The organism is Cellulomonas sp. HZM (assembly GCF_000708885.1).
Classification (GTDB): domain Bacteria; phylum Actinomycetota; class Actinomycetes; order Actinomycetales; family Cellulomonadaceae; genus Cellulomonas.
This window is the reverse complement of record NZ_JEOE01000038.1, coordinates 1-25,602: the sequence shown is the minus strand read 5'-3', so window position 1 is coordinate 25,602 and position 25,602 is coordinate 1. Positions and strand designations below refer to the sequence as shown.

The 25,602-nt window shown below is 72.9% G+C and carries 23 protein-coding genes, 1 pseudogene and 2 riboswitches; of the genes and pseudogenes, 12 read left to right on the top strand and 12 right to left on the bottom strand.

The window, feature by feature from the left end:
* The coding region (locus AW16_RS18515) for a hypothetical protein (protein WP_197021635.1) at positions 1-216 on the bottom strand (216 nt) is incomplete at its 3' end.
* Between AW16_RS18515 and AW16_RS18510 the strand changes: the two genes are divergently transcribed.
* Positions 206-382 carry an LPXTG cell wall anchor domain-containing protein gene (locus AW16_RS18510; RefSeq protein WP_197021634.1) on the top strand — a complete coding sequence of 59 codons (177 nt, stop codon included), beginning with the start codon at positions 206-208 and terminating at the stop codon, positions 380-382. The two genes, AW16_RS18515 and AW16_RS18510, sit on opposite strands and share 11 nt — an antisense overlap.
* Before the next feature lie 120 nt (positions 383-502).
* Here the strand turns inward: AW16_RS18510 and gdhA are convergent, their stop codons facing one another.
* Positions 503-1,837, bottom strand: a complete 1,335-nt coding sequence (gene gdhA / locus AW16_RS0114510) for an NADP-specific glutamate dehydrogenase (RefSeq protein WP_029291563.1) — start codon at positions 1,835-1,837, stop codon at positions 503-505.
* A gap of 122 nt (positions 1,838-1,959) precedes the next feature.
* Positions 1,960-4,329 carry a phosphoribosylformylglycinamidine synthase subunit PurL gene (gene purL, locus AW16_RS17295; protein WP_034649402.1) on the bottom strand — a complete coding sequence of 790 codons (2,370 nt, stop codon included), beginning with the start codon at positions 4,327-4,329 and terminating at the stop codon, positions 1,960-1,962.
* 160 nt (positions 4,330-4,489) lie between these two features.
* On the opposite strand from purL, the gene AW16_RS17815 reads away from it, so the two are divergent.
* Positions 4,490-5,317: a DUF2599 domain-containing protein gene (locus AW16_RS17815; protein ID WP_051681976.1), complete on the top strand. Its 828-nt coding sequence runs from the start codon at positions 4,490-4,492 to the stop codon at positions 5,315-5,317.
* A 136-nt stretch (positions 5,318-5,453) separates the two neighbouring features.
* Complete coding sequence (locus AW16_RS17285) at positions 5,454-5,693, top strand: LapA family protein (protein ID WP_034649392.1); 240 nt, start codon at positions 5,454-5,456, stop codon at positions 5,691-5,693.
* Between the two features lie 85 nt (positions 5,694-5,778).
* Here AW16_RS17285 and AW16_RS0114485 read toward each other — a convergent pair whose 3' ends face one another.
* Together AW16_RS0114485 and AW16_RS0114480 are read right to left on the bottom strand one after the other, a co-directional pair.
* Positions 5,779-7,842, bottom strand: a complete 2,064-nt coding sequence (locus tag AW16_RS0114485) for an acyl-CoA dehydrogenase (RefSeq protein ID WP_029291560.1) — start codon at positions 7,840-7,842, stop codon at positions 5,779-5,781.
* Positions 7,839-8,732 (bottom strand): TetR/AcrR family transcriptional regulator, encoded by an 894-nt coding sequence (locus AW16_RS0114480; protein ID WP_029291558.1) that lies wholly within the window; start codon positions 8,730-8,732, stop codon positions 7,839-7,841. Before AW16_RS0114480 ends, AW16_RS0114485 begins: the two co-directional genes overlap by 4 nt.
* A 140-nt stretch (positions 8,733-8,872) precedes the next feature.
* Between AW16_RS0114480 and AW16_RS0114475 the strand changes: the two genes are divergently transcribed.
* The 3 genes from AW16_RS0114475 to AW16_RS0114465 are packed head-to-tail and all read left to right on the top strand — an operon-like array spanning position 8,873 to position 12,412.
* Entirely contained in the window at positions 8,873-10,189 is a 1,317-nt protein-coding gene (locus tag AW16_RS0114475) for an acetyl-CoA C-acetyltransferase (RefSeq protein WP_029291557.1), read from the top strand.
* Position 10,190: 1 nt separating this feature from the next.
* Positions 10,191-11,534, top strand: coding sequence for a 3-oxoacyl-ACP reductase (locus AW16_RS0114470; protein ID WP_029291555.1), 1,344 nt, complete (start codon positions 10,191-10,193; stop codon positions 11,532-11,534).
* Complete coding sequence (locus AW16_RS0114465; protein ID WP_029291553.1) at positions 11,531-12,412, top strand: MaoC/PaaZ C-terminal domain-containing protein; 882 nt, start codon at positions 11,531-11,533, stop codon at positions 12,410-12,412. Before AW16_RS0114470 ends, AW16_RS0114465 begins: the two co-directional genes overlap by 4 nt.
* A gap of 38 nt (positions 12,413-12,450) precedes the next feature.
* On the opposite strand, the gene AW16_RS0114460 is transcribed toward AW16_RS0114465, so the two are convergent.
* The 5 genes from AW16_RS0114460 to AW16_RS0114440 all read right to left on the bottom strand — a co-directional run bounded on the left by AW16_RS0114460 (position 12,451) and on the right by AW16_RS0114440 (position 18,445).
* Positions 12,451-13,866 carry a cellulose binding domain-containing protein gene (locus AW16_RS0114460; RefSeq protein WP_029291552.1) on the bottom strand — a complete coding sequence of 472 codons (1,416 nt, stop codon included), beginning with the start codon at positions 13,864-13,866 and terminating at the stop codon, positions 12,451-12,453.
* 110 nt (positions 13,867-13,976) lie between these two features.
* Complete coding sequence (locus tag AW16_RS0114455; protein ID WP_231496074.1) at positions 13,977-15,248, bottom strand: beta-N-acetylhexosaminidase; 1,272 nt, start codon at positions 15,246-15,248, stop codon at positions 13,977-13,979.
* Positions 15,249-15,253: 5 nt separating this feature from the next.
* Positions 15,254-16,087: a carbohydrate ABC transporter permease gene (locus AW16_RS0114450; RefSeq protein ID WP_029291549.1), complete on the bottom strand. Its 834-nt coding sequence runs from the start codon at positions 16,085-16,087 to the stop codon at positions 15,254-15,256.
* Complete coding sequence (locus AW16_RS0114445) at positions 16,084-17,046, bottom strand: carbohydrate ABC transporter permease (RefSeq protein WP_081861707.1); 963 nt, start codon at positions 17,044-17,046, stop codon at positions 16,084-16,086. Before AW16_RS0114445 ends, AW16_RS0114450 begins: the two co-directional genes overlap by 4 nt.
* Positions 17,047-17,170: 124 nt before the next feature.
* On the bottom strand, positions 17,171-18,445 hold the full coding sequence (locus tag AW16_RS0114440; RefSeq protein ID WP_231496073.1) for an extracellular solute-binding protein: 1,275 nt from the start codon (positions 18,443-18,445) through the stop codon (positions 17,171-17,173).
* Positions 18,446-18,580: 135 nt separating this feature from the next.
* Here AW16_RS0114440 and AW16_RS0114435 point away from each other — a divergent pair, with 135 nt between their 5' ends.
* Entirely contained in the window at positions 18,581-19,315 is a 735-nt protein-coding gene (locus AW16_RS0114435; RefSeq protein ID WP_029291543.1) for a GntR family transcriptional regulator, read from the top strand.
* A 10-nt stretch (positions 19,316-19,325) separates the two neighbouring features.
* Here AW16_RS0114435 and AW16_RS0114430 read toward each other — a convergent pair whose 3' ends face one another.
* Entirely contained in the window at positions 19,326-19,931 is a 606-nt protein-coding gene (locus AW16_RS0114430; RefSeq protein WP_029291541.1) for a GNAT family N-acetyltransferase, read from the bottom strand.
* An 82-nt stretch (positions 19,932-20,013) separates the two neighbouring features.
* Between AW16_RS0114430 and AW16_RS0114425 the strand changes: the two genes are divergently transcribed.
* Positions 20,014-20,604: a pentapeptide repeat-containing protein gene (locus tag AW16_RS0114425; RefSeq protein ID WP_029291539.1), complete on the top strand. Its 591-nt coding sequence runs from the start codon at positions 20,014-20,016 to the stop codon at positions 20,602-20,604.
* Positions 20,605-20,676: 72 nt separating this feature from the next.
* Here AW16_RS0114425 and AW16_RS0114420 read toward each other — a convergent pair whose 3' ends face one another.
* Positions 20,677-22,074: an aminotransferase class V-fold PLP-dependent enzyme gene (locus AW16_RS0114420; RefSeq protein ID WP_029291537.1), complete on the bottom strand. Its 1,398-nt coding sequence runs from the start codon at positions 22,072-22,074 to the stop codon at positions 20,677-20,679.
* Positions 22,075-22,112: 38 nt separating this feature from the next.
* Positions 22,113-22,225: riboswitch (SAM riboswitch) on the bottom strand.
* A gap of 119 nt (positions 22,226-22,344) precedes the next feature.
* Positions 22,345-22,443, top strand: a riboswitch (SAM riboswitch).
* A 5-nt stretch (positions 22,444-22,448) separates the two neighbouring features.
* Between AW16_RS0114420 and AW16_RS0114415 the strand changes: the two genes are divergently transcribed.
* From AW16_RS0114415 to AW16_RS17280, 4 genes and pseudogenes are all read left to right on the top strand, one after another.
* On the top strand, positions 22,449-22,856 hold the full coding sequence (locus tag AW16_RS0114415) for a rhodanese-like domain-containing protein (protein WP_029291535.1): 408 nt from the start codon (positions 22,449-22,451) through the stop codon (positions 22,854-22,856).
* Positions 22,853-24,118 carry an O-succinylhomoserine sulfhydrylase gene (locus AW16_RS0114410; RefSeq protein WP_029291533.1) on the top strand — a complete coding sequence of 422 codons (1,266 nt, stop codon included), beginning with the start codon at positions 22,853-22,855 and terminating at the stop codon, positions 24,116-24,118. Before AW16_RS0114415 ends, AW16_RS0114410 begins: the two co-directional genes overlap by 4 nt.
* A gap of 46 nt (positions 24,119-24,164) precedes the next feature.
* The gene (locus AW16_RS0114405) at positions 24,165-24,797 is read left to right on the top strand and encodes a DUF1345 domain-containing protein (RefSeq protein ID WP_029291531.1); all 633 of its coding nucleotides are present in this window, start codon (positions 24,165-24,167) and stop codon (positions 24,795-24,797) included.
* 125 nt (positions 24,798-24,922) lie between these two features.
* Positions 24,923-25,602: pseudogene (locus AW16_RS17280) on the top strand (hypothetical protein); the annotation flags it as partial.

Genomic DNA, 25,602 nt, shown 5'->3' with positions numbered 1-25,602 from the left:
GCCCACCACTCCCCCGACGGCGCCGCCCTCGACGCCGCCGAGCACCCCGACGCCGAGCGACACCCCGAGCAGCACCCCCAGCTCGACGCCGACCACGCCGGTGACGACGCCCGCGTCGACGCCGTCGCCCTCCGCGTCCACGCCGCCCGAGACCGAGGTGCTGAGCTCGCAGCCCACCCCGAGCGCGACGCCGAGCCACTTCGTCGTGACGTCCACGCCGCCGCCCGCGGACACGGCCCCCGACTCCCCTGACTCCGAGGTGCTCGCGAGCACCGGTTCGTCGGGCGCCGCCACGGTGGGCATCCTGGCTGCCGTGCTCGCCGCCGCCGGGACGATGCTCGTCGTCGCACGCCGCCGCCGCTCGGGCCGGACCGCACGCTGACGCCCGGACCGGCCTGCCGCGGCGCGCGTCGCGGCGGGCCGGTTGGCCGGTAGGCCGGTAGGCCGGGAGCGGACGGCGGCCGAGAGGCTGCCCGTCAGGATCCGGCCAGAGGACCGCCGGTCACACCACGCCGAGCGCGAGCATCGCGTCCGCGACCCGCACGAACCCGGCGACGTTCGCGCCGGTGACATAGCTGCCGGGGGCGCCGTACTCGTCGGCCGTCGCGAGGCACCTGTCATGGATGTCACCCATGATCTCGGCGAGACGGGCCTCGGTGTGCTCGAAGGTCCACGAGTCGCGACTCGCGTTCTGCTGCATCTCGAGCGCCGACGTCGCGACGCCCCCCGCGTTCGCGGCCTTGCCGGGAGCGAACAGCACGCCCGCCTCCTGCAGCAGCGCGGCGGCCTTCGGCGTCGTCGGCATGTTGGCACCCTCGGCGACGACGCGCACGCCCGAGCCGACCAGGGAGCGCGCGTCGTCCTCGTCGAGCTCGTTCTGCGTCGCGCAGGGCAGCGCGACGTGCGCCCCGACCTCCCACACGCGTCGGCCAGGCACGTACGTCGCGCCGCTGCGCTCGGCATACACCGAGACACGCGCGCGCTCGACCTCGCGCACCTGCCGGAGCAGGTCGAGGTCGATTCCGCGTTCGTCGACGACGTACCCGTCGGAGTCGGAGCACGCGACGACCTTCGCGCCGAGCTGCTGCGCCTTCTCGATGGCATAGAGAGCCACGTTGCCGGCGCCGGACACGACGACGCGACGGCCGTCGAACGAGTCGCCGACCGTGCGCAGCATCCGGTCGGCGAACAGCACCGCGCCGTAGCCCGTGGCCTCCTTGCGTGCGAGCGAGCCGCCCCACGTGAGGCCCTTGCCGGTCAGCACGCCCGACTCGTAGCGGTTGGTGATCCGCTTGTACTGGCCGAACATGTACCCGATCTCGCGCCCGCCCACGCCGATGTCGCCGGCCGGCACGTCCGTGTGCTCCCCGATGTGCCGGTAGAGCTCCGTCATGAACGACTGGCAGAACCGCATGACCTCGCCGTCGGATCGACCCCGGGGGTCGAAGTCCGAGCCGCCCTTGCCGCCGCCGATCGGCATGCCGGTGAGCGCGTTCTTGAAGACCTGCTCGAAGCCGAGGAACTTCACGATGCCGAGATACACCGACGGGTGGAACCGCAGGCCGCCCTTGTACGGGCCGAGCGCCGAGTTGTACTCGACGCGGAAGCCTCGGTTGATCTGCACCGTGCCTGCGTCGTCCACCCAGGGCACGCGGAAGATGATCTGGCGCTCGGGCTCGCACAACCGCTCGAGCACGGCGGCATCGACGTACTCGGGGTGCTTCACCAGCACGGGCCCGAGGCTGTCGAAGACCTCGTGGACCGCCTGGTGGAACTCGCGCTCACCCGGGTTGCGCGCGAGCACCTGCTCGAGGGCGCGCTCCAGCTGGTTGTTCATGTGTACGGCTCCGCTCTGCTCTGCGTACCGGTCGACAGACAACCGGCAGGCTAGCGAGCGCGACGCGGTACCCCGTTCTCGGTCCGCTCCCTGGTCAGCGAGCCGGACCAGCGGGTCCCGCGTCAGCCGAAGTAGTGCGGGAGCGTCGCCGAGTGCGCGGCGCGGGCCTCGTCCAGGGGGAGCGTGAACACTCCCGCGACCTCGACCGCCGGGGCGTGCTCGTCGTGGTCGACCGGCGCGCCGGCTCCGGGCGTGCAGGACTCGGCCGTCTCACCCAGACGGATGGCCGGCACGCCGCGCGCGGTGCACAGGTCGACGAATCGGACCTCCTCCGAGCGAGGCACCGCCACGAGCACCCGCGCGGACGACTCGGAGAACAGCGCCTCGAACGGCGTCACGCCGTCCCGCGCGCACAGCTCCTCGAGCGAGACCTGCACGCCCACGCCGTAGCGCAGGGACGCCTCGACGAGCGCCTGCGCGAGACCACCCTCGGACAGGTCGTGCGCGGCGTCGACCAGGTCGTCGCGCGCGGCGTTCTGCAGCACTGCCGCGAGGCGTCGCTCGGCGTCGAGGTCGACCACCGGCGGGACGCCACCGAGGTGCGCGTGCACGACGTCGGCCCACGCGGAGCCGTCGAGCTCCGCACGCGTGGTGCCCAGCAGGTAGACCGCCTGGCCGGGGGTCGTCCAGCCGGAGGGCACCGCCTGCGCGACGTCGTCGAGCACACCGAGCACGCCGACCACGGGGGTCGGGTGGATCGCGGAGTCGATCTGGCCGGGCTCACCGGTGCCGTTGTAGAGGGAGACGTTGCCGCCCGTGACCGGCACCTCGAGCGTCTGGCACGCGTCCGCGAGGCCGCGGATCGCCTCGACGAGCTGCCACATCGAGTCGGGGTGCTCGGGGCTGCCGAAGTTGAGGCAGTCCGTGACGGCGAGCGGGCGGGCGCCCGTCGTCGCGACGTTGCGGTACGCCTCTGCGAGCGCGAGCTGCGCACCCGTGTAGGGGTCGAGCTTGCCGTAGCGGCCGTTCGCGTCGGTCGCGAGCGCGACGCCGAGGCCGGACTCCTCGTCGACACGGACGACGCCCGAGTCGTCGGGCTGCGCGAGCGCGGTGTTGCCCTGCACGAAACGGTCGTACTGGTCCGTGACCCACGCCTTGGAGGCGAGGTTCGGGGACGCGAGCAGCTCGAGGACGGTGCCGCGGATCTCGGCCGGGGTCGAGGGGCGCGCGAGGTCCGCAGTCGTGTCCGCCACGAGCCCGTCCTGCCACGCCGGGCGCGCGTACGGGCGGTCGTAGACCGGGCCCTCGTGCGCGACCGTCTTCGGGTCGACGTCGACGATACGCTCGCCGTGGTGGTCGATCGTCAGGCGGCCCGTGCCGGTGACCTCACCGATGACGGCCGTCTCGACGTCCCACTTGCCGGTGATGGCCAGGAACGCGTCGAGCTGGTCCGGCCGGACCACGGCCATCATGCGCTCCTGCGACTCCGACATCAGGATCTCGCCGGCCGTGAGCGTGGGGTCGCGCAGCAGCACGTGCTCGAGGTCGACGTGCATGCCGCCGTCGCCGTTGGACGCCAGCTCGCTCGTCGCGCAGCTGATGCCGGCGGCGCCCAGGTCCTGGATGCCCTCGACGACGCGTGCGGCGTACAGCTCGAGGCAGCACTCGATGAGCACCTTCTCCATGAACGGGTCGCCCACCTGCACGCTCGGTCGCTTCGACGGCTTGGTGTCGTCGAACGTCTCCGACGCGAGGATCGACGCACCGCCGATGCCGTCGCCGCCCGTGCGGGCACCGAACAGCACGACCTTGTTGCCCCCACCCGAGGCGTTCGCGAGGTGGATGTCCTCGTGCCGCAGCACCCCGAGGCACAGCGCGTTGACGAGGGGGTTCCCCTGGTAGCTCGCGTCGAACACGAGCTCGCCGCCGATGTTCGGCAGGCCCAGGCTGTTGCCGTACCCGCCGACGCCCGCCACCACGCCGTGCACGACGCGCGCGGTGTCCGGGTGGTCGATCGCGCCGAACCGCAGCTGGTCCATGACCGCGACCGGGCGCGCGCCCATCGAGATGATGTCGCGCACGATGCCGCCCACGCCCGTCGCCGCACCCTGGTAGGGCTCGACGTACGACGGGTGGTTGTGCGACTCGACCTTGAACGTCACGGCCCAGCCGTCACCGATGTCGACGACGCCCGCGTTCTCGCCGATGCCGACGAGCAGGTGCTCCTTCATCGCGGCGGTCGTCTTGTCGCCGAACTGGCGCAGGTGGTTCTTGCTCGACTTGTACGAGCAGTGCTCGGACCACATGACCGAGTACATCGCGAGCTCGGCGGCCGTGGGGCGGCGACCGAGGATGTCGCGGATGCGCTGGTACTCGTCGGGCTTGAGACCGAGCTCCGCGAACGGCTGCTCGAGCTCGGGCGTGGCGAGCGCGTTCTCGACGGTGTCGGAGACGTGCGTGGGCACGTGCGACTCGGCGGTGGTGTCGGTCATCGGATCCCTCGGGTGGGGCGCCGCCCGGGTGCTGCCCGGTGTGCGGCGGGGGTCGGCAGACGAGCGTCAGCCTACCGGCGGCCCACCCTGCCCCCGGACGGCGTCTCGCGGGCGCGGCCTGGGAACGGACGGGCCCCGCCCGAGCGGGCAGACTGCGGGCATGCGACGAGCGACGAGCCGTGAGCGGTACCGGCGCGCGCCGGTGCCGGTGCTCGTGGTCGTGTGCTTCGCGCTCACCGTGATCGGCACGATCGCCGGGTGCTCGGGGGACGACCGGGTTCCGGGCGGTCCCGCGTCGCTGTCGTCCTCGTCGTCCTCGTCGTCCGCGCGCGCCACCGGGACCGAGACCGAGACCGGGCCCGGGACCGCGACCACCGGCCCCGCCTCGCCCGAGCACGTCCGCGCGGCCGGGACGAGGATCGACGCGGGACCCGCACACGTCACGGTGCTGGCCGCGCCCGGCGTGACGATCACGACCCACCGCGACGACGACGGCTCCGTGCACGCGCGACTCACCGGCGCACCCACCTCCGGCACCACGCTCGGGTTCCTCGTCGGCACGGACCCCGCCACCCGCGCGACGGTTCTCGCGGACGGCACGGCCCTCGCGGGCGGTGGCGGTCTCACCCCCTCGAGCGGCCGGCTCACCGACGCGGGCGACGGCGTCCTCGCGCTCGAGGCCACCTCCCCCGCGTCGGTGTGGTTCGCCGACCGGGCCGTCGCCGACGCGGGGTGGGGCACGCGCGAAGGGGGCCGGTCGCTCGCGGTGACGCCCACCGCCTGGGCACGTGCGGGCGGCCTCGCGGCGCAGCGCCTCGTGTGGCAGCAGCTCGTCGATCTCGAGCCCTCTGCCGAGAGCCCGTCGATGCATGACCAGCTGCTGTGCCACGAGCTCGGGGCGCCGGACAAGGCGACGTGGAACCTCGAGCCGTGGCGCCCGGAGGTCGACGCGCTCGAGATGCTCCGCACACGCTGCAACCCGACGTGATCAGCACCTGATCAGCACGTGATCAGCACAGGACCGGCGCGTCCGTTCCGTCCGACGCGTGCGCGCGGCAGGATGAGGACGGACGGGACGGACCGGCACCGGGTCGGCTCGACCGCAGCGTGCCAGGAGGCCATCCGTGTCCGCTCCCAGCAACGGCAACGCACCCGCCAAGCCTGTCCCGTGGCGCCTGATCCTCGGTGCCGTCGTCGTGGTCCTGGCCCTCGTCGTGGTCCTGCAGAACACGCAGGAGGCGCGCTTCGAGGTGCTGTGGGCGACGATCACGCTGCCCACGTGGGTCATGCTCTCGATCGTCTTCGTGCTCGGCGGCATCACCGGCTGGCTCCTGAACTACCGCCGCACCAAGCGCAAGGCCTGACGCACCACGACCCCGGGTCCCGCCTCGTGGGCGGGTCCCGGGGTCGTCCGGCGTGCGGGTCGCGACCCGCGGTCACCCCCGCAGGTCAGCGGTGGTGCTTCTCGGGGACCGGCGCGTCGCCCGACGCGCGCTGGGTCCGGTAGTAGGCGCGGGCCTCGTCCTGGCGCTCGCGCTCGGCACCCGACGCGATCGGCGCGCGCAGGTGCTCGGGGCCGTAGCCGAACGCGTCGACGAGGTCCTGCGCGTGCGGCCGCAGCCGCGTGAGCAGGCGGTCGATGTACGACGTGACCGTGCGGGCACGCCCCGCGGACAGGCGGCCGTTGACGAGGTACCACGCGAGGTGCCGCTCGACGAGCGTGAGTCCGAACAGGTCCCGCACCCACGTGAGCACCTGCTTGGTGGCCGGGTCCTGGACGGCCGCGACCCCACGCGTGAACGCCTCCCACTGCACGCGCTCGGCATGCGCCCGGGCGGCCTCGATGAGCTCGTGCTGGTGTGCGTTGAACAGCGCCGCAGCCTCGGCCGCGGGCATCTTGCTCGCGGGCCGCAGGGCGTTGGCGATCTCGGCGACCATCGTCTCGACGCGGTCCGTGAGCAGCTCGCGCTGCGCTGCCTCGTCGCGCAGCTGGCCCACCGAGCGGCGCTTGTCGCCGGCGTCGGCCAGCGTCTGCACCGCGCGCACGAGCGGCGTGCGGTGCAGCGCGGCGTCCGCGGCGCGGCCCGCGACGAGACGCGCGACGTCGCCCGCCCCCGCGCCCTTGAGCGAGCGCGCGTAGTCGGTCAGCAGACGCTTGGCGACGAGCTGGTAGAGCACGGTGTTGTCGCCCTCGAACGTCACGTAGACGTCCATGTCCTGGTGCAGGCCCGTGAGCCGGTTCTCGGCGAGGAAGCCCGCACCGCCGCACGCCTCGCGCGCGGTCTGGATCGTCGTCATCGCGTTCCACGTGGACGTCGGCTTGAGGGAGGCGGCCAGCGTCTCGAGGTCCTCGCGGCCCTCGGGGGTGTCGCCGCGGCCGGAGAACACGTCGTCGAACGCGGCGAGCAGCTCCTCGTGCGCGAACGTACCCGCGTAGGTCTGCGCGACGAGGGGGAGCAGGCGGCGCTGGTGCTGGCCGTAGTCCAGCAGCGTGACCTCCTCGCCCGCAGCACCGGCGAACTGGCGGCGCTGGTTGGCATAGGTCACGGCGATCGCGAGGGACAGCTTGCTCGCGTTGACGGCCGCACCGTCGAGCGAGACGCGGCCCTGCACGAGCGTCCCGAGCATCGTGAAGAAGCGGCGTCCCGGGCTCGCGATGGGCGACGAGTAGGTGCCGTCCTCGGCGACGTCGCCGTACCGGTTGAGCAGGCTGGTGCGGGGCACACGCACGTGGTCGAAGTGCAGGCGACCGTTGTCGATGCCGTTGAGCCCTCCCTTGAGCCCGTCGTCCTCACCGCCGACGCCCGGCAGCCACTCGCCCGTCGCGGCGTCGCGGATCGGGACGTAGAACGCGTGCACGCCGTGGTTGACGCGCTCACCCCCGGGAGGGGCCGTGACCAGCTGCGCGAACACGACGGCCGCCGTGCCGTGCTGGCCCGCGTTGCCGAGGTAGTCCTTCCACGCCGCACGGAACGGCGTGTGGATGACGAACTCCTGCGTGGCCGCGTCGTACTCGGCAGTCGTGCCGATCGCCGCGACGTCCGAGCCGTGGCCGGTCTCGGTCATCGCGAACGCGCCGGGGACCGCGACCGACATCGCGTCGGGCAGGAACGCGTCGTGGTGGCGCTCGGTGCCGAGGTGCAGGATCGCGGACGCGAACAGCCCCCACTGCACGCCCGCCTTGATCTGCAGCGACGGGTCGGCGGCCACCAGCTCCTCGAAGCGGGAGAGCGAGCCGCCGTGGTCGTCGGCCCCGCCCAGGCGTGCCGGGAACGCGCGCAGCACGTCGTGGTGCTCGGCGAGCTGGCGCAGCTGGTGCAGCACGCGCTCGCGATGCTCCGCGAGCGGCTGGCCCTCGATCTTCTGGAACTCGGGGTCGCCCGCGACGGCCCGGGCCTGCTTGCGCAGCTCGGCGTACGGGCCGAGGAGCTGCTCGGCCAGCGCGGCGACGTCGATGCGCGGCTCGTCGCTCACCGGTGCCGCGGCTGCGGGGCGCTCGGCGGTGGTGGTCATCGGTCCTCCTGCGTGGTGCTGGTGTGAGCGGTGCTGGTCTGGGTGCCGGCCTCCGTCGGCGGGTGCGCGTCGTCCGTGCGGCGTTCGCGCGCGAGCAGGCCCACGGGCCCGGCCCACAGCCAGGCGGCGACCTGGACGGTGAGCTCCTCGCGGTCGGGGCTGCCGGGCTCGTCGCGGTGCGCCAGCCACCACTCGCCGGCTCCTCGCACGAAGCCGACGGCCCCGGCGGCCCAGGACTCCGCGAGCGCGATGCGTGCCGACGTCGCGTCGGCGGGCTCGGCCTCGGGACGACGAGCGGTGCGGCGACCGTCGTCGGACGTCTCGGTCAGGCCGCGCGCGAACGGGGCCGCGACGAGGGCGGTGACCGAGTCGAGGAAGTGCCCGAGCGGACCGCCCGACTCGACCGAGCCGTTGCGCGTCACGAACGCGTAGACGTGCGGCGACGACTCGATCATCTCGAGGTAGACCGCGACCATCGCACGCAGGCCCTCGCGCGGAGTCGGAGCGACCCGAAGCACACCCTCGAGAGCGCCCTGGATCTGCAGCACGACGGCCTCCGCGACCGCGATCTGCAGGCCGGTCTTGTCCGCGAAGTAGCGGTACACGATCGACTTGGAGGTGCCCGCGGCGCTCGCGATCTCCTCCATGGAGACGTCCGGGCCCTGGTGGTGGACGGTGCGGCGCGCGATGCGGACGAGCTCCGCGCGGCGCGCCTCGCGGTGGTCGGCCCAGCGGGTCGAGCGGCCGTCGGCGGCGAACGCGTCCTCGGCGGGACGGCGCGTCGCACCCGTGGCCCGGCCGCCGCGCGAGGCTGCCGGGTCGGTGCTGAGCAACGTGAGGTTGCCGGGCTGTGGTGGGCTCGTCCTCGAGCCGGGTGTGATCGGACTCACGGAACCGAAGGTATCAGGTACTGTGGGTTCCGGAAACACTTCCGGGACGTTGGTCCGTTGTCCCAGCAGCTGTCAGCAGTGCCCCAGCAGTCATCAGAGCCGATGCCCGCGCCGCAGGCGCCGACGAGAGGGAGCCGCGCATGGCCACCCCGAAGACCCCCGCCCCCCGCCGTGCCCTCGTGCTCGGCGGCAACCGGATCCCGTTCGCGCGCGCCGGCGGCAGGTACGCGCACGCGAGCAACCAGGACATGCTGACCGCCGCGCTCGACGGGCTCGTCGCACGCTACGGCCTGCAGGGCGAGCGCATCGGCGAGGTCGCCGCGGGCGCGGTGCTCAAGCACAGCCGCGACTTCAACCTCACGCGCGAGGCCGTGCTCGGCTCGGCGCTGTCCGCGCAGACGCCGGCCTACGACGTGCAGCAGGCGTGCGCGACCGGGCTCGAGACGGTCGTCTCGCTGTCCAACAAGATCCGGCTCGGGCAGCTCGAGTCGGCGATCTCGGGCGGCGTCGACACCACGTCGGACGCGCCGATCGCCGTGAGCGACCGCCTCCGCCGGGCGCTGCTCGACCTCTCGCGGGCCAAGAACATGCAGCAGAAGCTCGCCGCCGCGGCCAAGATCCGCCCCAAGGACCTCGCACCGTCCACGCCGCGCACGTCCGAGCCGCGCACCGGCCTGTCGATGGGCGAGCACCAGGCCCTCACCACCGCGCAGTGGGGCATCACGCGCGAGGCCCAGGACGAGGTCGCGTACGCGTCGCACCACCGCCTCGCCGCGGCGTGGGAGGCCGGCTTCTTCGACGACCTCGTGACGCCGTACCGCGGGCAGACGATCGACGGGAACCTGCGCGCCGACACCTCGCTCGAGAAGCTCGCGACGCTCAGGCCCACGTTCGGCCTGGGCCTCGACACCCCCGCGACGATGACGGCGGGCAACTCGACGCCGCTCACCGACGGCGCCTCGACGGTGCTGCTCGGGTCCGACGAGTGGGCCGCCGAGCACGACCTGACGCCGCTCGCGGTGGTCGTCGACGCCGAGGCCGGTGCCGTCGACTTCGTGCACGGCGAGGACGGGCTGCTCATGGCGCCCGCGTTCGCGGTGCCGCGGCTGCTCGCCCGCAACGGCCTGACGCTCGACGACTTCGCCTACGTCGAGATCCACGAGGCGTTCGCGTCCACCGTGCTCACGACGCTCGCGGCGTGGGAGTCCGACGAGTTCGGCCGCGCGCGCCTGGGGCTGCCCGGCGCGTTCGGCACGGTCGACCGCGAGCGGCTCAACGTGCACGGCTCGTCGCTCGCGGCGGGGCACCCGTTCGCGGCGACCGGCGGGCGCATCGTCGCCACCATCAGCAAGGAGCTCCACCTGCGCAAGCAGCGCGACGGCGGCACCCCGCGGGCCCTGGTGTCCGTCTGCGCGGCCGGCGGGCTGGGCCTGACCGCGATCCTCGAGGCGGCGTGACATGACCGACACCTACCTGAACCTCGTCAACAGCGGCGTCACCGCGAAGCTGGCCAAGCAGCTCGGCCTGCCGCGCCCTGCCCCGCTGCGCCGCTACCGGCCCGGGCAGCCCCTGCTCGACGGCCCGGCGCTCGTGCTCGGTCCGGGCAAGGACGCGGACGCGGTCGCCTCGCTGCTCTCGTCGGGCTGGGACGTGGACGTGCACCGGCACGCAGCGCCCGACGCGCGGTACGCCGCCGTGGTGCTCGTGCTCACCGAGGTCACGCACCCGACCGACCTGTCCGCGCCCGTGCTCGCGGCCGCGGCCACGCTCAGGGGCCTGGCGCGGGGCGGACGCGTCGTCACGGTGTCCCGCACGGCAGCCGACGACGACGCGCCCGCGCTCGCCGCGGCCCGCCAGGGTGTCGACGGGCTGCTGCGCTCGCTCGCCAAGGAGCTGCGCGGCGGCGCGACCGGCAACGGGATCGTGCTCGACGCGGGGGTCGACGTCGATGCGCCGTCGGTGGTGGGTGCGCTGCGGTTCTTCCTGTCGACGCGGTCGGCGTTCGTCGACGGCCAGCTGCTCACGGTCTCGTCGGGGGCCGGTGCGCTGCCCGACGACTGGGAGCACCCGCTCGCGGGGCGCGTCGCGGTCGTCACCGGCGCCGCGCGCGGCATCGGTGAGGCCATCGCCTCGACGCTCGCACGCGACGGCGCGACCGTCGTGTGCGTCGACGTGCCGTCAGCGGGCGAGCAGCTCGCGACGGTCGCCAACCGCGTGCGCGGCACCGCACTGCAGCTCGACGTCACAACCGACGACGCAGGTGCCCGCATCCTCGAGCACGCGCTCGCGCGGCACGGGCGGATCGACGTCGTCGTGCACAACGCCGGCATCACGCGGGACAAGCTGCTCGCCAACATGACGCCCGAGAAGTGGGACTCGGTGCTCGCGGTCAACATCGCCGCCCAGCTGCGGATCAACGAGGCGCTGCTCGAGTCGGGCGACTTCGTGCACCAGCCCCGCATCGTGTCGCTCGCGTCGACGTCGGGCATCGCGGGCAACCGCGGGCAGACCAACTACGCGGCGTCCAAGGGCGGCGTCATCGGCATGGTGCGCGCCACGGCTCCCCTGCTCGCGGCGTTCGGCGGGACCGCCAACGCGGTCGCGCCCGGGTTCATCGAGACCGAGATGACCGCGCGGATCCCCGCGCTGACGCGGCAGGTCGCGCGGCGGCTCAACTCGCTGCAGCAGGGCGGGCAGCCCGTGGACGTCGCGGAGACGGTCGCGTTCCTCGCGTCGCCGGCGGCCGGTGGTGTCGTCGGGCGCGTGCTGCGCGTGTGCGGGCAGAACATGGTGGGCCAGTGACGGACGGGGCCGCTGCGCAGGTGGTCGACATCGAGCGCATGCCGACGATGGGCTCGCTGTACCCCGTCGCGGGCGTGCGCGCGGCGACGAGCCGCCTCCGCCCCGCCTCGCGCGAGCTGCCCGCGACGACGCTACGCACCGCGGGCGTCGTCGCGACCGCCGAGCACCTCACCGCGTACCAGCACCTGCTCGGCGAGTCGGCGTCCGACCGGCTCCCTGCCGGGTTCGTGCACGTGCTCGCGTTCCCGCTCGCCTTCTCCGTGATGGTCCGGCCCGACTTCCCGCTGCCCGTGCTCGGCATGGTGCACGTCGCCAACCGGGTCACCCAGCACGCGCCCGTGACGCTCGGGACGCCGCTCGACGTCACGGCGCGCGCCCGCGACCTGCGCGCGCACCGTTCCGGCACGCAGGTGGACCTCGTCGCGTCGGTGCACGCCGACGGCGAGCTCGTCTGGGAAGGCGTGTCGACCTACCTCGCCAAGGGCGTGCGGATCGCGGGTGATGCGCCCGACGACGAGCGCGCGCCGTTCGTCGCCCCCGTGCCGACCGGCGAGTGGCGGCTCGGTCCGGACACGGGGCGGCGCTACGCCGCGGTGTCCGGCGACCGCAACCCCATCCACCTGTCCGCACTGGGCGCCAAGGCGTTCGGCTTCCCGCGCGCGATCGCGCACGGCATGTACACCGCCGCGCGCGCGCTCGCCGACGTGGGGGCCGCGCGCGGTGACGCGTTCACGTGGGCGGTCGACTTCCAGGCGCCCGTGCTGCTGCCCTCGACCGTCTCCGTGCGGGTCGCGGCGGACGGCGACGGGTTCGCGTTCGCCGGATGGGACCGGCGCTCGGGCCGGCCCCACCTGACAGGAACGGTGGGACCGGCCTGAGCCGCGGGTGAGGGGCCGATCGCCCCTCACCCCCGGGCTCACGGCGCTGGGACCGTGTCCACCCAGCTGGTGCCGGCCGCGCGGTACGCGGCGACGCGCGAGGTGATCTCGCTCGGCGCGACCACCTCGTTCTTCGCGTGGTAGAACCAGTCGACCTGCTGGACGTACGTGCGCGGCGTGCTGCTGCCGATCTGGCCGCCACCGATGAACCACAGGTTGAAGTTCACCGACTGCACCGTCTCCGGGTAGTAGATCCCGCCGTGCGTGGCGAACAGCTGCCCGTCGACGTAGTACGTGATCTCCCCGTTCGCGACCTGCAGCACCAGGTCGTGCCAGCCGGCGTAGGACTGCCGCACCTCGGTGTGCGTGTTGACCGCGACCCACGGCTCGTTCTGGTAGGTCTCCCACGACGTCGTGTAGAGGATGTTGCCGGGCTCGCCCCACCCACCGTTCGGCAGGTACTCGAAGTCCTGCTCGGAGTAGTCGGGGTCGAGATCGCGTGCGAGCGGCGTGATCGTGAAGAACGTCTCGACGATCGCGTCACCGTCCGGCCCGCTGACGGGCGCGTCCGTGAAGTACACGCGGGCCGCGTAGGTCCCCTCGAGGAACTTGCGCTGGTTCAGCACCTCGGACTGCTGCGTCCCGGCTCCGGTCCCGTCTGTGACCGACGTCAGCTGCAGCGCCTTGTTCGAGCCGGACACGGTCGGGAACGAGACGTTCTGCTTGGGCCACGACGCGCCCGGGATGCCCGGGCCCCCCGCGTTCTCACGGATGGTCCAGTGGTGCGCGGCGATCGAGGCGTCGTTCGCGTCGGTGTAGCTGAAGTCGTCGAAGACCACTCCCGCGCCGCCGGGCGGCGTGGTGGGCGTCTGGGTCGGCGTCGGCGTCGTCGTCGGCGTGCCACCCGTGGGCGGCGTGCCCCACACGAGGTTGCCGTCGAGGAGCACGGCCACCTTCGACCAGTCGACGTACGACGACTGCGCACCGTAGGAGTAGTCGTCGGACTGCGTGATGCGCTGCCAGTCCGAGCGGTAGTAGCGCAGCTGCAGGTCACCCGTGCTGCCGCCGGCTGCGAGAGAGCCGGAGGTGAACCCGACCTCCAGGTAACGGTCGGCGCCCGCGACCGCGGGCGAGATCGTGCCGAACGTGCCGGTCACGGTGGAGCACGAGACGACCGCCCACGAGCATGCGAACCGGTACTGCTGCGAGGGCGAGTCCGCACCGAAGTAGTAGCGGATCTTCACGCGGTCCAGCGGGACGGACGTCGACCCGTCGTTGCGCAGGAGCAGCCACGGCTCGACCTGGTCGACCGTCGCGCCGGCAGCGCTCGTGCGGTACTGGAGGCGGAGCGTGGGTGCGGCCTCGGCCGGGGTGACGACCCCCACCGCGACGAGCGCGGCGAGACCTGCTCCGGCGGCCCAGGCCCATCGGCGTGCTGTTCGTACGGATCTCATCTTGCGTCCTTCCTCGTGTGCCTATCTCGGTGTGTTCTCTCCTGTGCGTGGTCGATGCGGTCAGGGTGCGTGGAACCGTGCGTGAAGCCGTGCGTGAAGCCGTGTATGGGTCAGGTCGCGAGGCCGAGCCGGGCCAGGTGGGACGGCAGGCGGGCGAGGAAGCCGTCGTAGTCGCCCGCGGTGCCCCAGGCGACCTCGGCGAACGCGCTGAGGCGCGGGAACGCCTGGCGCTCGACGTGGGCCGGGGTCGGCAGGTACTCGCCCCACAGCTGCGCCTGGACGCCCAGCACGCGCCCGGCGGCGTCGGTCGGCGGCTGCGGGTCGAACCCGTAGACGTCCCGCAGGGCGAGGAAGCGGTCCGGCGCGAACGGACCGTCCTCGTACCCGGTCGGGTAGTCGAGATACGTGCGCAGGTGGGGCGTGAGCACCACGTCGTGCCCGGCGTGCGCGGCGAGCGCGCCGCTCTCCTCGTCGAGCCACGTCATCGCGACCGCGCCGGCGGGACCGTCCGCCCGCTCGTACCAGAACACCGCACGCCGGCCGCGCTGCTCGAGGTGCGCGACCAGCCGTCCCGTGATCCACCCGCGGGCCGCCTCGGGTCCCGAGAGACCGAGCTCGGCGATGCGTTCGAGGGCGCGCGGCGTCGCCGCCCACTCGTCCGTCAGGCACTCGTCCCCACCGAGGTGCACGTACGGGGAGGGGAACAGGTCGACGACCTCGTCGAGCACGTCGACGAAGAAGTCGATCGTCGACTCCTCCAGGTTCAGCGTGTGCGGGCTCACGCCCCACCCCTGCCAGACCTGCACGCCCGCCCCCGGGTCGTTGCCCAGCTCGGGGTAGGCCGCGAGCGCGGCCTGGACGTGGCCCGGCACGTTGATCTCTGGCACCACCGTGACGAACCGCTCGGCCGCGTACGCGACGATCTCGCGCAGGTCGTCGTGCGTGTAGTGCTCGCCGCCGACCTCGGTGAGCCGCGGGTGGCTGCGCACGGGCAGCCGCCAGCCCTGGTCGTCGGTGAGGTGCAGCTGGAGCACGTTGAGGCGGTGCTCCGCGAGCAGGTCGATCATCCGCAGGACGAAGTCCTTCGGCAGGAAGTGGCGCGCCGGGTCCAGCAGGACACCCCGCCACGCGAACCGCGGGCCGTCCGCCAGCGTGCCGATCGGGACGTCGCCGAGCGCTCGCAGCGTCGCACGGCCGTAGAACTCGCCCGCAGGTCCCCCGCTCGCCAGAGCGATCCCGCGCGGCCCGACCTCGGCCCGGTAGGCCTCCGGCCCGAGCGCTGGGTCGGACGTCAGCTCGAGGCCGTCCGGGTCGTAGGGGACGACTCCCCCCGTGGCGATCACCTCGCGCGGGCGCGGCACCAGGCTCATCTCGATGTCCACGCCGCTCAGCCCTTCACCGCACCGGCGACGATGCCGCCCGTGACACGACGCTGCAGGACCAGGAAGATCGCGAGCACGGGCAGCATGAAGAGCGTCGCGGCCGCCATCGTCGCGCCCCAGTCGGTGCCGAACACGTTGCCGAACGACGACAGCCACACGGGCAGCGTCCGGTTGTCCTGGTTCTTGATGATGAGCGCGTTGGCGAACGCGAACTCGTTCCAGGCCGTGATGAAGCCGAACAACGAGGTCGACATCAGGCCGGGTGCGAGCAGCGGGAAGACGATCCGGCGGAACGCCTCGAACCTGCTGGCGCCGTCGATCTGCGCCGCCTCCTCGAGCTCGGGCGGGATCGCGGCGAGGAACCCGCGCAGCGTGACGATCGTGAACGGCAGCGTCGCCATGAAGTAGATGAGCGTCAGCATCGAGAGCCTGTCGAGCATCCCGACGTCGCGCGCGATGATGAACATCGGGATGAGCAGCGCCTCCCACGGCGCCATCTGCGCGACGAACACCATGAGGACGAACGCCTGCCGGCCGCGCCACCGCATGCGCGCGACCGCGAACGCGGCCATGAGCGCGACGACCAGCGCGAGCACCACGGCACCGAGCGAGACGACCGCGCTGTTGCGCCAGAACCGCCAGAAGCCGTCCACCCCGACGGCGGTCCGGAAGTGCTCGAAGGTCGGGTGCAGCGGGAGCAGCTGCGGCGTGCTCGCGTTGATGTCGGTCGTCGGCTTGAACGCGGTCGCGACCATCCAGTACACGGGGAACACCGACGCGAGCAGCACGACGAGCGCCGCGAGGTTGAGCGGGAGCGCACGCAGCGCGCGGCGGCTCACGCCTCTGCCCTCTCCGTGCGGTACAGGTGGCGCAGGTGCGGCACGAGCACGACGAGCAGGATGAGGACCGTGATCGTGGAGATCGCGGCGCCGAGGTCGTACTTGTGCAGCGACTGCGCGACCTGGAACGCGTACACGGGAAGCGTCGTCGTCGCACCGTCCGGGCCGCCCTGGCTGACGGCCCAGATCTGCGCGAAGCACTTGAACACCCAGATCACCTCGAGCGAGGTGATGAGACCGAACAGCGAGCGCAGCATGGGGAAGGTCACGTGCCGGAAGGTCTTGACCGCGCCGGCGCCGTCGATGCGGGCCGACTCGAACAGCTCGTCCGGGACCGTCGTCAGGCCGGCGTAGAGCGTCAGCGCGGCGAAGGGCACGGACTGCCAGACGACGAGCAGGACGAGGATCGCGAAGGTCGCGACGCCGTCGGCGAACCACGTGTAGCCGTCGAACTGGTCGAGCCCGATGCTGGTCAGCGCCCAGTTGACGACGCCGAGCCGGGACTGGAACAGCCACTGGAACACGGTCGTCGCCGCGAGCACCGGCACGGCCCACACCAGCACGAGCGCCGACATCACGGCGAGACGCATGCGCTTGCCCAGGCGCGCCAGCATGAGGGCGACGAGCGTCGAGATCCCGACGATGAGCACGACGTCGACGACCGTCCACACGAGCGTCCTGAGCAGCACGTCCCAGAGCTCTCGGCTGCCGAGCGCCTCGCGGTAGTTGTCCAGGCCGACGAACGTCGCGCCGCCGCGGATGAGCTCGCCGATCCGGAAGTGCTGCAACGAGATGACGACGCTGCGCACGAGGGGGTAGACCAGCAGGAACGCGGTGCCGACGACTGTCGGCAGGACGAGCAGGTACGGCCAGGCCGCTGCGATGCGGAACCGCGGTTCCCGACGAGCGGGCGCGTCACGGGTCGTCGGCGCGAGCGACGGCGGTGCTTCGGTGAGCACGTGGTCTCCTCCGGGTGGAAGGCGGGTGCGGACGCCGGGGTGCCCGACCGGCCGGGAGGCTGGCCGGTCGGGACCCCGGTCACGGGCCGTCGCGCGAACCCCGGCGCGCGACGACCCGCCGTCGTCAGGAGTCGGCGCCGAGGATCTCGGTCATGCTCGCCGACGCGGCTGCGGCGGCACCGGCCGCATCCCCGCCCGTGAGCACCTTCGTCATGTACTCCTTGATGACGTTCTTGGCCTCGACCGCGGCCCAGTTGGGCGAGTTGGGCGTCGCGTGGCCGTTGGCCGCGCCCGCAGCCATCGCCGCGGCGCCCTCGTTGCCGCCGAGCACGGACGCGAACGAGGTCTTGTTGGGCACGTAGGACATCTCGACCGCCATCGTCTTCTGGAACTGCTCGCCGGCGAGCGCCTTCACCACCTCGTACGCCATCGCCTGGTGCTTCGACGCGGCCGGGACGATGAGGTCCGACCCACCTGTGAAGACCGCACCCGGCTGGGCGGCCGTCTTTCCCGGGATCGGGAAGAAGCCGAGCTTGCCCTCGAGCTTCGGGTTCGCCTTGGTGATCGCGACCGCGCCGCCGGGGGCGGAGATGACCTGCGCGACGTCGCCCTTGGCGAAGACGTCCGCCTGCGGCGGGTTCGCCTCGTCGGAGTCCTTGGGCCCGTCGCCGAGCGCCTGGAGCTTCTGGTAGAACGCCATGCCGGCGAGGGCCTCGGGTGTGTCGAGGGCGCCCTTCCACGTGTCGCCGTCCTGCACCGCGAGGTCGCCGCCCTCGTCCCAGATGAACCCGGAGAGCGTGTACCAGTTCTGGCCGGGGAGGTAGATGCCCTGGGTCGACCCGGTGTCGAGCTTCGTCGTGTCCGCGATCCACTGCTCGCGGGTCGTCGGCGGCGTCGTGATGCCGGCAGCCTGGAAGAGGTCCTTGTTGTAGATCACGACGCGGTTGGCGGCGTACCACGGGATGCCGTACTGCTTGCCGTCGACCTTGCCGGGCTCGGCGAGGCCGGGGATCCAGTCGTCGCCTCCGAGGTCGTCGACCTTGTCGGTCAGGTCGGTGACGCCGCCGCTCGCGGCGTACTGCGCCACCTGGGTGTTGCCGACCTCGATCACGTCGGGAGCGTCGTTGCTCGCGAGCGCGCTCGTGACCTTCTGGCCGATGCCGTCCCACTCCTGGATCTGGATGTCGAGGGTGGTGCCGGGGTGGGTGGACTCGAAGTCGTCCTTGAAGCCCTGGACGATCTTGTCCGAGAAGCTGTCCTTCATGAACCAGACCGTGAGGGCGGCGGGTTCGGGCGTGCCGTTCCCGGAAGGGTCGGCGGAGGAGCCCGAGTCGCAGGCGGCGAGAGCACCGGCGAGGGCGAGCGTCGCGCACACGGCGACGAGGCGGGACTTCATCATGGTCTCCCACTGGTCAGTTATTGGTAAGTTCGGACGAGCATCGCAAGAGTGGCGGTAGACGTGACCGCTCGTCAATAGGCACGCGATGATGAGATCGAAACTTGACCACTTGGACCATCTGGTAAGTTCCCCGCCGTGACCCTCCCCGTGCGCGCCGGGCTCAAGCGGGACGCCGTCCGCGACTACCTGCTCGACCTCGTCGCAGGCCGCGAGCCCGGAGCCGCCATCCCGTCCGAGCGCGACCTCGCGCGCGACCTGGGCGTCTCACGCCCCACGCTGCGCGCCGCGGTCGACGACCTCGTGCACGCCGGGGTGCTGGTCCGCGAGCACGGGCGCGGCACGTTCACCGGGCCGCAACGCGTCACCCAGTCGCTCGCGTCGACCCCGTCGGGCTCCTTCTACGCCCCGCCGGCCGAGGGCGACTGGATCAGCCGCGTGCTCGAGTTCGACACGCGCGTCGCCGGGCCGCAGCTCGCACGTCGGCTCCAGCTCGCGCCGGCCGCACCCGTGCTGCGGGTCGTGCGGCTGCGCGTCGTGGACGGCGAGCCGATGGCCATCGAGCGGCTGCACCTCCCGCACGAGCTCGTCGTCGGGCTCGAGCCCCAGGACATGGAGCAGGGCTCGTTCTACCGGCTCCTGCGCGAACGGTTCGACGTCGACGTGCGCAGCGCCGTGCAGGTCCTCGAGGCGACCGTGACCGACGAGCAGGAGGCACAGCTCCTTGCCGTCCCCGTGCACTTCCCCGCGCTCATGGTGGAACGCACCACACGTGACGCCGGCGGCCGCATCGTCGAGTTCGTGCGCTCGATCTACCGCGGCGACCGGTACCGCGTGACGTCGGAGCTGCACTTCGACGCCGAGTCCGGCTGACCTCCCGCGCTCAGCCGCACTCTTCCCCAAGCCGTGACGGGAGCGGTTCTGGGAGCCGTTCCACGAGCCGCGCGCGGGCCGCGGGCCACTCGTCGGCCAGGATCGAGAAGTACGCGGTGTCCCCGCGCGTGCCGTCGGGGCGCAGCCGGTGGCTGCGCAGCACGCCCTCGGGCACCCCGCCCAGACGCCGGATCGCCGCGATCGACCTCGTGTTCGCCGAGTCCGCGCGCAGGGCGACACGGGCCAGGTGCCACTCGTCGAACGCCTGCGTCAGCAGCAGCAGCTTGCACGCGGGATTCGTCGTGCCGCCCCACCACCGTCGGCCGTAGTGGGTGTGGCCGATCTCGACCCGGCCCAGGCGCTCGTCGAGGTCGTAGAACGACGTGCTGCCCCGGACCTCACCCGTCGCCTCGTCCGTCACCGCGAACGCGAGCCGCCCTGGCGCCCGGGCCGCGCCGCGGACCACCGCAACCATCTCGTCGGGCGTCCTCGGTGTCGGGGAGGTCATGCCGCGCCACAGCTCGTCGTCGACGAGCGCGACGAGCGCCGCCGCGTGCGACTCCTCGAGCGGGACGAGGCGGACACCGTGGCCGACGAGCGTCAGGTCGTGCTGCACGCGCGCGATCCTGCCACGACGGTCACCGGCACGTGACCGGCGCGCGCCTGCCGGACATCAGCGAGATGGCAGGGTGGCCCACATGACGACGCTGGAACCCGAGGGCGACCTCGACCGCGTGACGCTCACGGGCGAACGCCTCGACGGGCAGGACGGTTCGGGGTCGCGCGTGCTCGAGTGCACGTTCGACGACTGCTCGCTCGACGGGGTCCGGCTCGACCACGCGCGGGTCATCGACACCGCGCTCTCGTCGTCGCGCGCGGGAGAGCTGCACGCCGCGTCGTCGACCTGGCAGGACTGCACGTGGTCCGAGCTGCGGCTCGGCGCCGTGCAGGCGTACGCGTCGTCGTGGACGCGCGTGCGGGTGGTCGGCGGGAAGCTCGACTACCTCAACCTGCGCGACGCGAGGCTGGTCGACGTGTCGTTCGAGGGCGTCGTGGTCGACGAGCTCGACCTCGCGCGCGTGCAGGCGCGACGCGTGACGTTCACGGGCTGCCGCGTGCGGCGGCTCGACCTGCTCGGGGCCGCGCTGACCGACGTCGACCTGCGCGGCGTCGACGGGCTCGAGCACCTCGACGGCATCGGCGGGCTCGCGGGCGCGACGATCGGCAGCGACCAGCTCGTCGTGCTCGCGCCGGCGCTCGCCGAGCACCTGCGCATCACGGTCGTCTGACCCGGCGACGCCGGGTGGGCTTCGGCTCCCCCTGCGAGCCGACGTCCACCCGCTCGCACCGCGGAGGGCGGGTCAGTCGTCGAGCGCCGGGCCGCACGCCGCCGCGGCGGTCGCCGCGAGGTGGTCCAGGCCCTGCACCGCGACGAGCGGACGCGTGTCGTCGACCACGGCCCAGCAGCCGTCGACCACCTCGTACTGCACCGCGGGGCCCTGCGCGAGGTAGGCGGCCACGCCGTCGACGAGGCGGTCGACCCACTCGCTCGTCGACCCGACGCCCACCGACGCACGGATCGCGCCGTGCGACGCGTCGAGGTGCGCGAGGAGCGGGTGCGCGCAGAAGCGGCCGTCGCGCACGCCGATGCCGTGCTCGGCCGCGAGGTAGGCCGCGACGAGACCCGCGTCGTGCCCGGGCACGGTGAAGGTGACGACACCCACCGGGTCCGCCGAGTCGGGCCAGATCCGCGCGACGTCCACGCCGTCGATGGCGTCCAGGCCCCCGACGAGCCGGCTGCGCAGCGCCTGCTCGTGCTCCTCGAGCGCACCGGCCGGCAGGGCGGCGAGCCGGTCGCACGCCTCGGCGAGCGCGATCGCGCCGATGACGTTGGGCGAGCCGGCCTCGTGCCGCGCGGGGGCGGGCTGCCACACGGTGCGGTCGGTGCGCACGTCGCGGACCGCACCGCCGCCCGCGAGGTACGGCGTGCCGACGTCGAGCCAGTCGCGGCGGCCGACGAGCGCACCCGCGCCGAACGGCGCGTACGTCTTGTGGCCCGAGAACGCGACGTAGTCCGCACTCGTCGCGGCGAGCGAGAAGCCGCGGTGCGGGACCAGCTGCGCGCCGTCGACGGCCACGCGCGCACCCGCGGCGTGCGCGATCTCGACGACCCGCTCGACGGGCAGTGCCTCGCCCGTGACGTTGGACGCGCCCGTCGTCGTGACCAGGGCGTACGGCTGGCGCGCCAGCTCGTCGCGCAGCGCGTCGAGCGTCGCCTCGACGGTCGCCCCGATCGGCACGATCGTCGTGGTGTGCCCCTGGCCGGCGCGCGAGTGGACCCACGGCAGCAGGTTCGCGTGGTGCTCGACGTCGAGGACGAGGACGGCACCCGGTACCACGCCCGCGAGGAGGTTGAGCGAGTCGGTGGTGTTGCGCGTGATGATCGCGACGTCGTCGTGTCGTGCGTCGACGAACCGAGCGATCGTCTGGCGCGCCGACTCGTACAGCGCCGTGGACACCTGGGACAGGTACCCGGCGCCGCGGTGCACCGACGCGTACAGCGGCAGCACCTCGGTGACGCGCGCGGCCACGGACTCGAGCGCCGGGGCGCTCGCCGCGTAGTCGAGGTTGGCGTAGACGCGCTGCGACCCGTCGACGAGCGGCACCGTGGTGGCGCCACCGACGACGGGAAGCAGGGGTGCGACGGCCGGCGCGAGCTCGGCCGGTGCACACTCGCGGGTCTCGGCAAGAGCGGTCATAGGGGTACCTCCGTCCGTCGGGGGACCCGTCGACGGACGCCCCGCGCTTGCCCGCACCGGTCGGTGCTGGCCTGGTCGTCACCCGGGGCACCCCACCGCGGAGGAGGGTTGCCGGCCAGCGAGCCGGGGCTTCGCGCTGGCACTCATGACCTGACGACGAGGGTCGCGAACCTCCTCGGTCGCTGTCAACGCCGGCACGCGCGCGTCTCGGATGACGGGACACCTTGCTCACCAAATGGATGGCGCGTCGTCGGCCGCGCTACGATCTCGCCACCATCCAGAGCGGCCGAGAGATCTGGCTCGACGACGCCGCAGCAACCCGCAGGGAGCGATCCCGGAGCAGGGTGCTACCGCCAGGACCGATGGAGGCGAGCATGACGTACGCAGGCGACCTCACCCCGCAGCAGTCCTGGGACCTGCTCGCGGACGACGAGAGCGCGCTGCTCGTCGACGTCCGCACGGACGGCGAGTGGCGGACGATCGGCGTGCCCGACGCCGCCGAGCTCGGCGGGCGTGCGGCGTTCGTCGAGTGGGTGACCCCGCAGGGCCCGAACCGCGACTTCCTCGCACAGCTCGCCGACGCCGGCGCGACCGCTGGACGGCCGGTCGTCTTCCTGTGCCGGTCGGGCGTGCGCTCGGTCGCCGCCGCGCAGGCCGCGACGGCTGCAGGGCTCGGTCCCGCGTACAACGTGCTGCAGGGGTTCGAGGGCGACCTGGGCCCCGACGGCGAGCGCGGGCACTCCGGCTGGCGCGCCGACGGACTGCCCTGGCGCTCGCTGTGACCGGGGCCGTCCCGGGGCGCGTTCCCGGTCCCGCCGACTGGGACCAGCGCCGGGCGCCGCGCGACGGGCTGCGCCCCGACACGCTCGCGGTGCGCGGCGGGCTCGTGCGCTCCGAGTTCGACGAGATGTCCGAGGCGCTGTTCCTCACGCAGGGGTACGTGTACGGCTCGGCCGCGCAGGCCGAGGCCGCGTTCGCGGGCGACGTCGACCGGTTCCTCTACTCGCGGTACAACAACCCGACCGTGCAGACGTTCGAGGAGCGGCTGCGGCTGCTCGACGGGGCCGAGGCCGCGACGTCGACGGCGACCGGGATGTCCGCGGTGTTCACGGCGCTCGCCGCACTTGTCAAGCAGGGGTCGCGGATCGTGGCGGCGCGCGCGCTATTCGGGTCGAGCGTCGTCATCTTCGACGAGATCCTCGCCGGCTGGGGCGTGCGCACGGACTACGTCGACGGGCACGAGCCCGAGCAGTGGGCGCAGGCGCTGTCCACGCCGGCGGACGTCGTGTTCTTCGAGACCCCGTCGAACCCGATGCAGGACCTCGTCGACATCGCGGCCGTCTCCGCGCTCGCGCACGCGGCCGGTGCGGTCGTCGTCGTCGACAACGTCTTCGCCACGCCCGTGCTGTCGCGGCCGCTCGAGCACGGCGCGGACGTCGTCGTGTACTCCGCGACCAAGCACATCGACGGCCAGGGACGCGTGCTCGGCGGGGCGATCCTCGGGCCGCGCGGCTACATCGAGGGCCCCGTACGGACCCTCATCCGCAACACCGGGCCGTCGCTGTCGCCGTTCAACGCGTGGGTGCTGCTCAAGGGACTCGAGACGCTCTCGCTGCGCGTGCGCCACCAGACCGCGTCGGCGCTGCGGGTCGCGCAGTGGCTCGAGGGGCAGGACGCCGTCGCGTCCGTGCGGTACGCGTACCTGCCGTCGCACCCGCAGCACGAGCTCGCGCTGCGGCAGCAGACCGGCGGCGGGACCGTCGTCACGTTCGACCTGCGCGTGCCCGAGGGCGCCACGCCCGAGGTGGCGAAGAAGACGACGTTCGCGGTGCTCGACGCGCTGCGGGTGGTCGACATCTCGAACAACCTGGGCGACTCGAAGTCGATCGTCACGCACCCGGCGACGACGACGCACCGCAAGCTCGGGCCTGAGGGGCGCGCAGCCGTGGGGATCGCGGAGTCGACCGTGCGGTTCTCGGTGGGGCTCGAGGACGTCGACGACCTCACCGACGACCTCTCGCGGGCGTTCTCCTCGCTCCCCTGACGCGCGCCGCCTGCGCTTCTGCTGCTCCTCGCGGTTCGCTGGGGGCATGACGACACCACCGCGCGCCCGGTTCGACACCGCTCCTCTCGTGCGGTTGCTGGTGGGGGCGGTCCTCGGGGTGGTCGGCGGGCTCGTGTTCGCGTTCCGGTCCGGGGTCGTCGCCCTCCTTGTCGGGTGGGCGGTCGCGGCGCTCGTGTTCGTCGGGTGGACCTGGCTGGCGCTGTGGCCGATGAACGCGCGCGCGACCGCCGCGCACGCGACGCGGGAGGAGCCGACCCGGGCCGGTGCGCACGTGCTGGTGCTGCTCGCGGCGGTCGTGTCGGTGGGAGCGGTGATCGGGGTGCTCGTCGGGCCGTCCGGGTCGTCGGCCGGCCCTGTGGCCGCGACGCTCGTGGCGATCGTCGCCTCGTGGGCCGCGCTGCACACCGTGTTCGCGCTGCGGTACGCGCGGATGTACTTCAGCGGACCTGGCGGCGGGATCGACTTCCACCAGCGCGAGGACCCGCGGTACTCGGACTTCGCGTACGTGGCGTTCACGGTGGGGATGAGCTTCGCGATCTCCGACACCGACCTCGCGTCGAGCGCGATGCGGCGGACCGCGCTGGTGCACGCGTTGCTGGCGTACCTGTTCGGGACGGTGATCATCGCGTCGGCGGTGAACGTGGTGGCGGGGTTGTAGGTCGTTGGGGTCCTGGTCGAGCCGTCCACAGGCTCTTGGTTGTGGATAACCGTGTCGGTGTTTGTGCTGGTCAGGTGCCATTTTGGGGTTGACCCGGGGTGTCCGGTTCGGGTAGATTCATACGCATGTTCGAAGTCCCTGGTTCGCCTCGTGAGGGCGTCGTTGATGACCGGCTGGTGCTGGTCGACGGCGACGCGCCCCGGGGTGCGGACCGGGTGCGGGTGGCGTTGGCCGACGCGCGGGCGGGACGTGCGGGCGAGGTCATCCCGGGCGGCGAGACGGGCCTGGTTGGCGAGGCGGGTCGGGCGGGCGGCCCGGGTCTTGGCGATGAGTTCGCCTCGCTCGTCGCGGTGGCGCGGCGGGCGTTGAGCGCGGCCGACGGCGTGTCGGGGTGGTCACCGGTGCGCCGCTCGAGGGTGCTGTCCGAGCTGGACCAGGTGATGAGCCTGGTTCGGGTGGCGCATGCTCGGGTCCTACGTGCCGAGCAGGTCGCTGGGACGTCGGTCGGTCCGGGGGATCGCTCGTTCGTGGATGCTCGGGCCCGGGTGTCGGGTTCTGGTTCGGCAGAGGCGCGTCGTCAGGTGCGTGCCGGGGAGGTGTTGGATGCGATGCCGGTGCTGGCGGGGGCGGTCGCCGAGTCGCGGGTGGGGTTGGCGCAGCTGGATGTGATCGCTCAGGTCACCGCCGAGGGGCCGCAGGGGTTGCGGGAGGCGTTGGCGGACCCGGTCGCGCAGGCGAGGTTCACTGAGGCGGTCACGGGTATGACACCGGTGCAGACCCGCAGGACGATCCTGGAGTACGCGGC

Bases quoted from the DNA above. Each gene is read 5' to 3' on its own strand.
- AW16_RS0114460 (WP_029291552.1), bottom strand. From the start codon at position 13,866: ATGAGATCCGTACGAACAGCACGCCGATGGGCCTGGGCCGCCGGAGCA.
- AW16_RS0114470 (WP_029291555.1), top strand. From the start codon at position 10,191: ATGACCGACACCTACCTGAACCTCGTCAACAGCGGCGTCACCGCGAAG.
- purL (WP_034649402.1), bottom strand. From the start codon at position 4,329: ATGACCGACACCACCGCCGAGTCGCACGTGCCCACGCACGTCTCCGAC.
- AW16_RS0114425 (WP_029291539.1), top strand. From the start codon at position 20,014: ATGACGACGCTGGAACCCGAGGGCGACCTCGACCGCGTGACGCTCACG.
- AW16_RS0114415 (WP_029291535.1), top strand. From the start codon at position 22,449: ATGACGTACGCAGGCGACCTCACCCCGCAGCAGTCCTGGGACCTGCTC.
- AW16_RS0114405 (WP_029291531.1), top strand. From the start codon at position 24,165: ATGACGACACCACCGCGCGCCCGGTTCGACACCGCTCCTCTCGTGCGG.
- AW16_RS0114485 (WP_029291560.1), bottom strand. From the start codon at position 7,842: ATGACCACCACCGCCGAGCGCCCCGCAGCCGCGGCACCGGTGAGCGAC.
- gdhA (WP_029291563.1), bottom strand. From the start codon at position 1,837: ATGAACAACCAGCTGGAGCGCGCCCTCGAGCAGGTGCTCGCGCGCAAC.
- AW16_RS17815 (WP_051681976.1), top strand. From the start codon at position 4,490: ATGCGACGAGCGACGAGCCGTGAGCGGTACCGGCGCGCGCCGGTGCCG.
- AW16_RS0114440 (WP_231496073.1), bottom strand. From the start codon at position 18,445: ATGATGAAGTCCCGCCTCGTCGCCGTGTGCGCGACGCTCGCCCTCGCC.
- AW16_RS0114420 (WP_029291537.1), bottom strand. From the start codon at position 22,074: ATGACCGCTCTTGCCGAGACCCGCGAGTGTGCACCGGCCGAGCTCGCG.
- AW16_RS0114475 (WP_029291557.1), top strand. From the start codon at position 8,873: ATGGCCACCCCGAAGACCCCCGCCCCCCGCCGTGCCCTCGTGCTCGGC.